Below are 10,237 nucleotides of genomic sequence, written 5' to 3' on the forward strand. Positions count from 1 at the left end.
TCCAGTACATACAATGCGCCATCATTGCCAAACTGCATATCTACCGGAGCCTTAAACTTCAGATGCTCCAAAAAAGGCTCCATACTGAGATAATTTCCATTTTTATCCAAACTTACGGCCATTATCCAGCCTCTGATCCATTCATAAATGAATAATTTGCCATTATAATAATTGGGCAATTTATACGGTGCATCCGGAAAAAGATCAGCGTAATATACCGGCCCTGCCATTGCAGAAGCTCCACCATTGCCCAGCAATGGGAAGTTCTTAGAACTCTTTTTTCCATACCAGATCATCGCAGCTTGTGCAGGCGGCAATACCCGTTCACCTGTATTATTTGGAGAATCGTTTACTGGATTTGCGGGATCTTTTTTGGGACCTAAAGTTTTTGTTGCAAAATCATATTTAGGAAAGGCCTGATTATTTCCGAGAAAATAAGGCCAGCCATAAAAGCCGGGCTTACGGGCTTGGTTTATCTCATCATAACTCATCAGTTCCCCTTCCTCACCCATTACTTTGGTATCAGGTCCAACATCTCCCCAATACAGATAATTATTTTTTCTGTCGACACTAAAGCGGTAAGGATTACGGGATCCCATGATATAAATCTCCGGGCGGCCTTTCGGATTTCCGGGAGGGAATAAATTACCCTGTGGGATGGCATAAGTTCCATTGTCCAGGGGCTTAATCCGAAGAATTTTCCCTCTCAGATCATTTGTATTTGCTGCCGTAGCCTGATCATCTGCCAGGGCCCGCCCCGGACGCTCATCAACCGGGGTATAACCCTCTGTTTCTTCGGCATTGGTATTATCACCAGTCGACAGATAAAGTAATCCATTTGAATCAAATGAAATATACCCTGCCGAGTGACAGCAATATTTTCGCTGAGTTGGGATCTCGAGCAGAACCTTTTCTGAGTTTTGAACTAAAGCATCGCCAGTCAATTCAAATCTCGACAAACGATTTACAGCATGATCACCTGCAAGGGCATAATAAAAGTAGATCCAATGGTTCTTACTAAAATCAGGATCTATGGCAATACCCAGAAGCCCGTCTTCAATTCCGCTGAACACATTAAAGTTGGTAATGGTTTTAACCTGCTTTGTTTCTCTGTTATAGATTTTCACGCTGCCCTTACGCTCGGCAAGCAAAACATCATTATTCGGAAGAATTGCCATCCCAAGAGGTTCATCAAAACCCTGGGCTAGCACAATACGGGTAAAACGGCTGCTGTCAGGAATATTAATAGTTTTTGTACGGTTATTATCAGCAGTTTTACTTTCGGGTATATTCTTAGTGAATGAAAATACTGAGTTTTCTGAAATAAAACCGGTATTCCTGTTTGAGAAATTTAGCAATTTCCCTGACTTCATTCCCAGAGCACAGGACACAATGATTAGCAGGGTGAAAAACAGAAAGATATATTTCTTCATTAGCATAAATTATTCAAAAGAGGCAGAAAGGATTACACAAAATTAAAAGCAGAAATGAAATTCCATTGAAAAATAAAAAGCATTTAAAATTTAAATGCTTTCTTAAACAATTAAAATTCTAAGCAGTCAAATTAAGGGAGCAAAGCTGCAGTTTGTTCTGCAGAAGTTACTCCGGGCGCAAGTTCAATAACTTTAAGATTGCGATAGAAAATTTGGGCACCCTCAGATTCCAGGCAGAGATATCCCTTCTTCTGGGTGGATTTGCTGATACCGTTCACAAACTTTCCGTTAACAGAAAGCTTAATCACACCATCAACACAAACAACATCATAGGTATTCCATTCCCCCTTGCCTTTCACACGATTTTCGATCGACTTGCTTCTGTCGCCCCGTGGGTTATCTGCAACCGTTTTTACACCCTGCACACCAAAAAGTTCACCATGAACATAAGCAATTGGAGGTTTTACACCATTTCTGATATTCAGGTCAACCCACTCCAGGTCAAGCATTTGAATTTCTACTCCGTCTGGAAGCGGATTTGTTCCCACAGGCTTTGCACCGCTCCAGGCAAATACTCCTGAATTACCTCCTGCCTCCATATGCTTCCACTCAACATGCAAAATGAAATTTTCATATTGTTTCTCAGAGCGGATAACCCCTATCGGAAGACCTGTATTTGAAAGGGTTCCGTCCTTCATCACTTTCCAGGTATCTTTTGTTGTGTTAACATTAATCCATTTTAATTTATCCTCCTTGGCCTTTGATTTAGAAAGCACAGCATCCATACTTGTGGATGTACCAAACTCAAACAAGGTTTCCTGTGAAAAAGATATCTGGCTGCTAATCAGCAGAATATTAAGGAACATCAGTCCTTTTTTTAAGGGGTTATTCATATTTTGTTTTTTCAGTTTTAAAATCATTTTATATTTCTTTTGCTCCTCAGGAAATGTCTTTGCGAGGAGGCACGACGAAGCAATCCTAAGACTAAAGGATATTTCTTTCATTCGCTTTGCCTCTTTGCTCCTTTACGAGACAAACCCTATACCACCTTCGTCACTCCCGGTATTGCTGGCGGTGGAACCGGCCATTTCAAATCCCAATCGTACTTGTGAAAGTCCGGTCCAAGAACCTGATTAGAATTCATTGCCTGTTCCCAGGTAATTGACTGCCCACTGTATGCCACCATTCTGCCCAGAATTCCTAACATCGTACTGTTCGCCATCATTTCCCCATCGTTCATCGGCTTACCCGCTCTGATAGATGCAAATAGCTCATTATGCTGAGTTTGATACATATCTTTCTTTTCACCCTGATATTCCCAGTTGTTCTTTCCGCTGATCTTATGGACATTACCCTGATAAAAGGCAGTGCCTTCAGTACCTATGATTTCAACCGAATTTTTGGATGTGCATCCATCCTGCTGCCGGCAGAAATTATAGCCTTTAACACCATTGGCAAAATCAAATTCTATAGCAAAGTGGTCGTATATATTACCAAACTTTGCATCAACCCTCGACTGTCTTCCTCCGGTACCAAAAGCTCTAAGAGGCATCTGACTGCCAATTGCCCAAGTCATCATATCCAGATTATGCACAACCATTTCCACAATAAAATCTCCTGAAAGCCAGTCGTAATAATACCAGTTACGCATTTGATATTCCATATCAGTCCATTCCGGTTTACGCTCGAAATTCCAAAGGCCACCCCCATTGCGTGTAGAATTCACCATTTTCACTTCACCTATCTCTCCATTCTGAACCCTTCCAAACAATTCCCTTTTAGGAAGATCGTAGCGGAAAGTAAATCCGGAAACCAGGGATAAACCTTTCTCTTTAGCCATTTTGGCTGCCGCAAGTACTTTTCTAACTCCGGGAGCATCTACGGCTACCGGTTTTTCACAAAATATGTGTTTACCAGCATTAACTGCGGCAGTGAGTTGCTCTGGTCTGAATGCGGGCGGTGTGGTCAGTAGTACAACATCAACACCCGAATCAATAAGCCGCTGATAAGCATCAAAACCTACAAATCTGTTCTCTTTTGGAACTTTAACTTTATCGGGAACTGCCTTTAGCAGAATGTCATAGGACTGGTCCAGACGATCCTGAAATACATCTGCCATGGCAGTAAGTATAACATTAGGATCTGCTTTTAATGCCTGACTGGCAGCACCGGTTCCTCTTCCCCCGCATCCAATCAAACCAACCTTTAAAACATCATTACTTTTCGGGAATCCTTGAAGTGGGAATGCCAGATTTAGGCCGATCGTACTTCCTACAAGTACAGTGCCGGTAGATTTTATAAAATCTCTGCGATTTGTGTTTTCAGATATAGACATACCTTCCATTTTTTTATGATATAATAATAATGAATAAAATTTAACATCCACCGAAAACATAGGGTGAATGTTAAATTTTTGGTATGTATTACCTGATTTATCTGGTCGCCGATTTTTGTCTACTCCAGATAATCGAGATCTTTTGTAAATGTTTCCTCCATTTCATGCAATGCCCAGAAGGCTAAAACAAGACTCAGCGTAGCAACAGCTATCCCAGCATGAATCATTGAGCCATTAAAAATCCCTTTGAGATATTGAAAAAGAATTGACAAAGGAACTACTGCACCGCGTACAAAATTAGGCACCGTTGTAGTTACCGTTGCCCTGATATTAGTACCAAATTGCTCAGTGGCTATTGTCATAAATATAACCCAGTATCCCACAGAAAATCCGAGAAACAGACAAATTGTATAAAATACAAAAAGACTGATATCATGAAGCATAAAGTATGCTGATATTGAAATGATTGAAAGAAATAAATAGGTATAAATAACCTTGATTCGGCTTTTTAAAAGCTGACTCAACAAACCACTGGCTATATCCCCGAGGACAAGTCCGGCATAACAACAAGCCACCGCAGCACCTGCATTCACATCACCCTGTACACCAAGTACCTTTCCGAATTCAGGGGAGAGAGTGATCAATATCCCTACAACAAACCATAAAGGAACTCCGATAATGATACATCTCAAATATTTAATAAACCTCTCCTGATTTGTAAACAACGAAAAGAAATTCCCCCTGTTGGTATGATGGTTATTAGTTTTCCCAAACATTCCTGATTCTGCTACTCCAAATCTCAATAGCAATAATGATAAACCAAGTCCGCCGCCAATGAAAAATGAAGTCCTCCAGTCAAAATATTGCGCTATAAAGTATGCAACTACAGCCCCGCTCACACCAACCGCTGCTACAATTGTTGTTGCATAGCCTCTTTTTTCTTTGGGCATGATCTCTGCAACCAGGGTAATTCCGGCACCCAGTTCCCCTGCAAGGCCAAATCCGGCAATAAATCTCCAGAATGCATAAGCTTCTACTGTATCAACAAAACCATTGGCAATGTTGGCAACTGAGTACATAAAGATTGAACCAAACAAAACCGATAATCTGCCCTTTTTATCACCCAGAATCCCCCAGAATATCCCACCGACAAGCAATCCTATCATCTGAACATTCAGTAAGAAAATTCCGCTATCCGTAATATCCTGCCCTGTTAATCCAAGCGATCTTAAGCTGGGAACCCTCACAATACTGAAAAGCAGGAGGTCGTAGATATCTACAAAATAACCTAATGATGCTACAAGCACTGCAGCATTTAAGAGCTTTGTTTTATTTTCCATTTTTTGGATTGGTATTTATTTAGAGTTATGTTAAAAATGAAATGACGTTGATGGCATTGAGCAATCAGCTATGGGCAATCAGCTCTGCATATCACTAATATGATGGCTCACAGCTCATAGCTCATGGCAAAAACTAATGATCAATTACACTTAACTTAACATTAGTTTAAAACAGGAAGAAAACTACCTGGATATAAATGAGCACATGCCATATGAATTATTGAAACACTCTGCTTTACCGGAAGCATAACTGTCCAGGCCAAATCCGGAAGAATCTCTGTTCAGATATTTAATGATTTCCAATATGGAATCTAATAAGGACTGTTTTGTAAATAAATATGATTATTTACCTGCGGCTGCAATCTCCTTGATCGCTCTGACAAACTTATCTAGTTCAGGCAAACGGGTATAAACATGAGGAGTTACCCGTACACAACTAACATTCTCATATTCAATTGGCACTGTATGAATTTTATATCTGTTAAACAGAATTCTTTCGAGCTCTCTCGGTGCAATTCCGTCAATACTTACACCACAAATTGCACATGAATAGGCTGATTTAAGGGATGTTTTAATCTTCACTTTGGGAACATTTATCACACGCTCAGCCCAATAATTTTTTAGATATCTTACGCGTTCCTCTTTTCTTTTATTCCCTATGGCCAGCTGGAAATTAATTGCTTCGCCAATTCCCTGTTCGATAGGGAAACTCCGCGTTCCCAGGGTTTCAAATTTTCTGATATTTGTACCGCGGGGATCACCATTTGCCAGTAAAGGCCAGATTTTTGAAATTTTATCCTGTTTGATCCACATCATACCGCTGCCGATAGGAGCACTCAGGAACTTATGAAGTGAAGTAGCAAAATAATCACAACCTAAGTCAGGAATTTTAAAGTCTAATAATGCGAAAGAGTGTGCCCCGTCACATACAACTTCCAAACCATGACGATGTGCCATATCGCTAATCTTTCTAACTGGAAGAATCTGTCCTACCCAATTTATTACATGAGTAACATGAATAATTTTAGTTTTAGGAGTAATTGCATTTTCGAAAGCCGCAACAATTTCTTCATCATTTTCAACCGGGAAGTTAAAACTTAGTTGTTTGTAAACAATTCCATCCCGCATAGCTCTTTGTTTCCATGCATTCATATGGTTTGGATAATCCAGTTTACAACCAATCACCTCATCACCCGCCTTAAGATCCAGACCCAGAATTACTGTATTTAAAGACTCAGTAGCGTTGCGATTGATTACAATTTCTTCTTTGCTGCATCCGCCTAGTTCAGCCAATTTCTCACGTAATGGCTCTCTGCCCTGATCAAGAATTTCCCACATAAAGTAAGAAGGACCTTCATTAGTCAATTTATTATAACGTTCAACTGCTTCCTGAACCACCCTTGGCGAAGGACTAACACCACCATTATTCAAATTTATAATTTGAGGACTAACCGTATAAGCCTGTTGAATAACACTCCAATAATCTTCATCTGCAGCCACAGAAATTGGCGAAAGATGATTAACTCTGGAATTGGCTGATGAAATTTCTGCAGCGTGTAATTCATTAAACAAACTGTTTGCTGAGAAAGCTCCGGCCATTAAGCCTAGCTGCTGTAAGAATTGTTTACGTCCTGACATTATTTTTGGATGAAATTGAAGGAAAGTATTTTATTAAAATCTAAGATTAAAAACAAAAATCCCAAAAGTATATGATTCATAAAGAGTAGTTTGAACGGCTTTAAGCACCTTTCAAACCACTCTGTTAATTTTATTATTTTATGTACAGTTAATTGCCTTTACCATAATCCGGAGATTTCTTATCAAACCAAATTCTTTCGGCGTTCAGTTTAGCGATAGTAAAATCGTTAGGAGTGAATCCCTGTTCAGTCATGGCAGCAGTCCAGTTAGCCCTGTTAACTTGTCCCGGATCAAGTGTCCACCATCTTCTTGGAAGCACATCACTTATTGGTTCACGTGCAAGCAATGTAGAATTAGTTTTTGGGTAACCTGTACGGCGGGCAAGGGTAAATGCTTCGTTTGGCTCGCGGTAAAAATTCAAAAGCGACTGGATGTAAATTTTTTCCAGATCATTTGTTCCGTCCAGTTTAACTTTTGGATTCGCCAGCTGTGCATCAACCAAAGCATCAATGTTTGTATATGAAGTTGAGCCTGCTGCAACAGCGATCTCATTCATTGTCTTTGCAGATGCACGAACACCTTTATTATACCATTCGGCTGCAGTACCCTTCGTATTAACACCAGCACCATAGCCCTTTTGTATAAATTCAGCTATCTGAAAACAAACCTCAGCATATGAAAACAATACATCGATAACTGTACCAGTTCCTCTGTCCACTGTTGGTGCAAAGAATTTACGGTTAACAGTTGAAATCAGTTGATACCTGTTTGCACCTCCTGCATTAAGTGGATTTACAAAGTATGTACTTACAGCAGGATTAGACTGAAAATCAGCCGGACCGCCCTGATACATGATATTAGGGTCGGTAGTATTGATCCATGAAGGCAATACTTTATTGTATTTTGTCAGCGTATCTCTGAAACTTCCCTGCAAAGAATTTTTGTCATAATAGATCCCAAGACGTGGATCAGCGGATGACTTCAGAAATTCAATTGCTGTTCCAACCGCAAAGTGACGGCTGTAAATATCAATATTGTAGCCATCAACTCCGAAAGGGAAATAGGTAGGGTTTGCGTGAACCAACTGATCAGATGTAGAACTGAATGGACCAACAGCATCTGCCATTACCTCTTTGAAAATCTGGGTTGCCTTTGCAGGATCCTGATTCTGGTATCTGGCGGCAATTCTCAATTTCAAGGAATTAGCAAGCTTGATCCATTTGGTAACATCTCCTCTGAAAAAGACATCATTATCACCATATGAGACCTGGTTGCTGTTGGCTTTTTGCAGGGTAGTAATTGCATCTGACAATTCTTTTAACCAGGTAGTATATAAGGTTTCCTGATTGTCATATTTCGGACTGTATTTAGCTTCATCCCTGCCTTTATTGGCTTCGGTATAAGGCATTGAGCCATTCATATCGCTAACCTTTAAAGCCATCATTACCTGTGGGATATAGGTAATCGCGTTAATTTGTTCGTATTTCTCCTTATCTGCTTTAAGAGAAATTATCCTGCGCATCTCCACCAAATTTGGCAGAACACTTGAATAAAAAAGGTTATAACGACCATTTACTGCGGTAGTAGATACTGCATAACTTTGACCTGTCACTAATTGACATGCTGACAAAAAATGTGTAAACCCTTCATTCCAATATTCGCCACCGCGTGAAGTTTGCATTGGCACTAATGAGGAGGTAAAGAGTAACCTTACATCAACATCAGTAACAACATTTGGATTAACATTTACTGTATCAAAATCTTTAGTACATGAGCTTGTAAACAAGCTGGTGAATGCTGTTATTATGATATATAAAAATTTCCTTTTCATTTCTATCTTATTTAAAATGTGTGATAATAATCAATACTGATTATTAGAAACGGACCTTTAATGAACCGCCAATTGACCGGATCATCGGTAAAAATCCTTCTTCACCTACTGCTGAAGTTAAATTGGAATTTAACGATGCAGGATTCATATCAAAAGGTAAAGAGTTGTACAAATACCCCAGATCCCTGCCAATCACACTTACAACAATTCCGTTTACCTTAAGCTTGCTTGCAATGCTTTTTGGAAGATTATAGGATATTGCTATCTGACGAAGCGCAACCCAGGTACTCTCCTTTATCCAGAAGTCAGAAACACCTGTAGAAGAAGATGCATAACGATAGTAGAACTGCGGTGCATGTGTAGGCTCAACCAAACCAGCGGTATAAGCCTCTTTGAAAGTCATACCTCCCACATCTGCAGTAGTTCCGTTCGGCAAAGTGACCTTTTGACCTATTGGGAATACTCCATCGATGATCATCCCATCATCATAGGTAATTCCGTCATATTTACTAGTCCAGGTAATCCCTCCGTGCTCAGCATCTCTTCCAAATAATGTATTAGGAAGTACGCCTGTATGAGTTCCTGATCTTAAAGATGACATAGCCATATCTCCTCCGACTTTTGCATCAAACAAAACATTCATTGACCAGTTCTTATATGATAAATCATTGGAGAATCCACCTCTGAATTTAGCGTTGATGTCGCCGATATCCTGATACTTATTGCTTCTTTGAGGGAAAGCAGCACGAGCATCATTCCTCCAGGCCAGTACAGTCATTCCGTTTTTAGGATCCGCTGCATTTGCAGGATTAACATACTTTAAAGATTGAGTGGTAGATCTGATTGTACCATAAGACTTTCCAACAACAGCCCATGAACTTGCATCAAACGCTGCTCCACCAAGGAAGTAGTCTGATCTTCCTTCTGCAAGAGAAACGATTAAATTCTTGTTTCTTGAGAAAGTTAAACGGGAATTCCATTGAAAATTCTGTGTCTGAACAGGAGTCCCATCCAGAGAGATTTCAACTCCTCTGTTCTGAATATTACCGGCATTAATTTTAACTCCGGAAACTCCTGACTCAAGCGGTGTTGAAATATCCACGATCTGATCATAGGTATTATCCTGATATAAAGTAACGTCAAAACCTAAACGGCTCTTCAGGAAACGCATTTCCATTCCAATTTCTTTCGAAATCTTTCTTTCAGGCTTTAAATTTGGTGATAAAGTACTGCTTGAGCTGAATCCTGCACGAGTAGGCTCACCAGGTAGTCCGATAACCTTTCCTGCAAATCTATATCCCGGATTGATCACAAATGGATCTGTATCTTTACCTAAGGCTGCAATATTAGTTCTCAACTTTGCAAAAGATATGATAGCAGGAAGTTTGAAGGTTTCAGAAGCGATCCATGAAAGACTGGCAGAAGGATAATTGTAAAAATTATTTCCGGTTCCGTCTTTATATGTTAAAGCCGAAGACCAGTCACCACGCCATGTTGTAGCCAGATAGATCTGATTTTTATAATCAAAATCGGCACTTGCATAAACAGAATTGATCTTCTTATTATAGTTTACGCCGCCGCTGACAATTGGCGAATTTACTGAATTGGTAATAAAATAATTACCCGGAACCATTAGCCCGCCTGAAGTAATTCCCTGTGT

6 protein-coding genes and 1 pseudogene are annotated in these 10,237 nt (G+C 39.9%); all 7 read right to left on the reverse strand.

The genetic code is table 11. The features are described from left to right. Nucleotides 1-1,433: PQQ-dependent sugar dehydrogenase (locus VGE44_RS16810; RefSeq protein ID WP_331081310.1), on the reverse strand; the 1,433-nt coding region annotated here is incomplete at its 3' end. A 131-nt stretch (nt 1,434-1,564) separates the two neighbouring features. Beyond that, the gene (locus VGE44_RS16815; protein ID WP_331081312.1) at nt 1,565-2,326 is read right to left on the reverse strand and encodes a DUF1080 domain-containing protein; all 762 of its coding nucleotides are present in this window, start codon (nt 2,324-2,326) and stop codon (nt 1,565-1,567) included. A 146-nt stretch (nt 2,327-2,472) separates the two neighbouring features. Then, the gene (locus VGE44_RS16820; RefSeq protein ID WP_331081314.1) at nt 2,473-3,768 is read right to left on the reverse strand and encodes a Gfo/Idh/MocA family oxidoreductase; all 1,296 of its coding nucleotides are present in this window, start codon (nt 3,766-3,768) and stop codon (nt 2,473-2,475) included. A 119-nt stretch (nt 3,769-3,887) separates the two neighbouring features. Further along, nucleotides 3,888-5,108 carry an MFS transporter gene (locus VGE44_RS16825; protein WP_331081317.1) on the reverse strand — a complete coding sequence of 407 codons (1,221 nt, stop codon included), beginning with the start codon at nt 5,106-5,108 and terminating at the stop codon, nt 3,888-3,890. A 342-nt stretch (nt 5,109-5,450) separates the two neighbouring features. Beyond that, complete coding sequence (locus VGE44_RS16830; protein WP_331081319.1) at nt 5,451-6,746, reverse strand: aminotransferase class V-fold PLP-dependent enzyme; 1,296 nt, start codon at nt 6,744-6,746, stop codon at nt 5,451-5,453. A 148-nt stretch (nt 6,747-6,894) separates the two neighbouring features. Continuing rightward, nucleotides 6,895-8,577 (reverse strand): SusD/RagB family nutrient-binding outer membrane lipoprotein, encoded by a 1,683-nt coding sequence (locus VGE44_RS16835; protein ID WP_331081321.1) that lies wholly within the window; start codon nt 8,575-8,577, stop codon nt 6,895-6,897. Nucleotides 8,578-8,620: 43 nt separating this feature from the next. After that, nucleotides 8,621-10,237, reverse strand: a pseudogene (locus tag VGE44_RS16840) (hypothetical protein); the annotation flags it as partial.

This window comes from Daejeonella sp., from assembly GCF_036405355.1.
Taxonomy (GTDB): domain Bacteria; phylum Bacteroidota; class Bacteroidia; order Sphingobacteriales; family Sphingobacteriaceae; genus Daejeonella.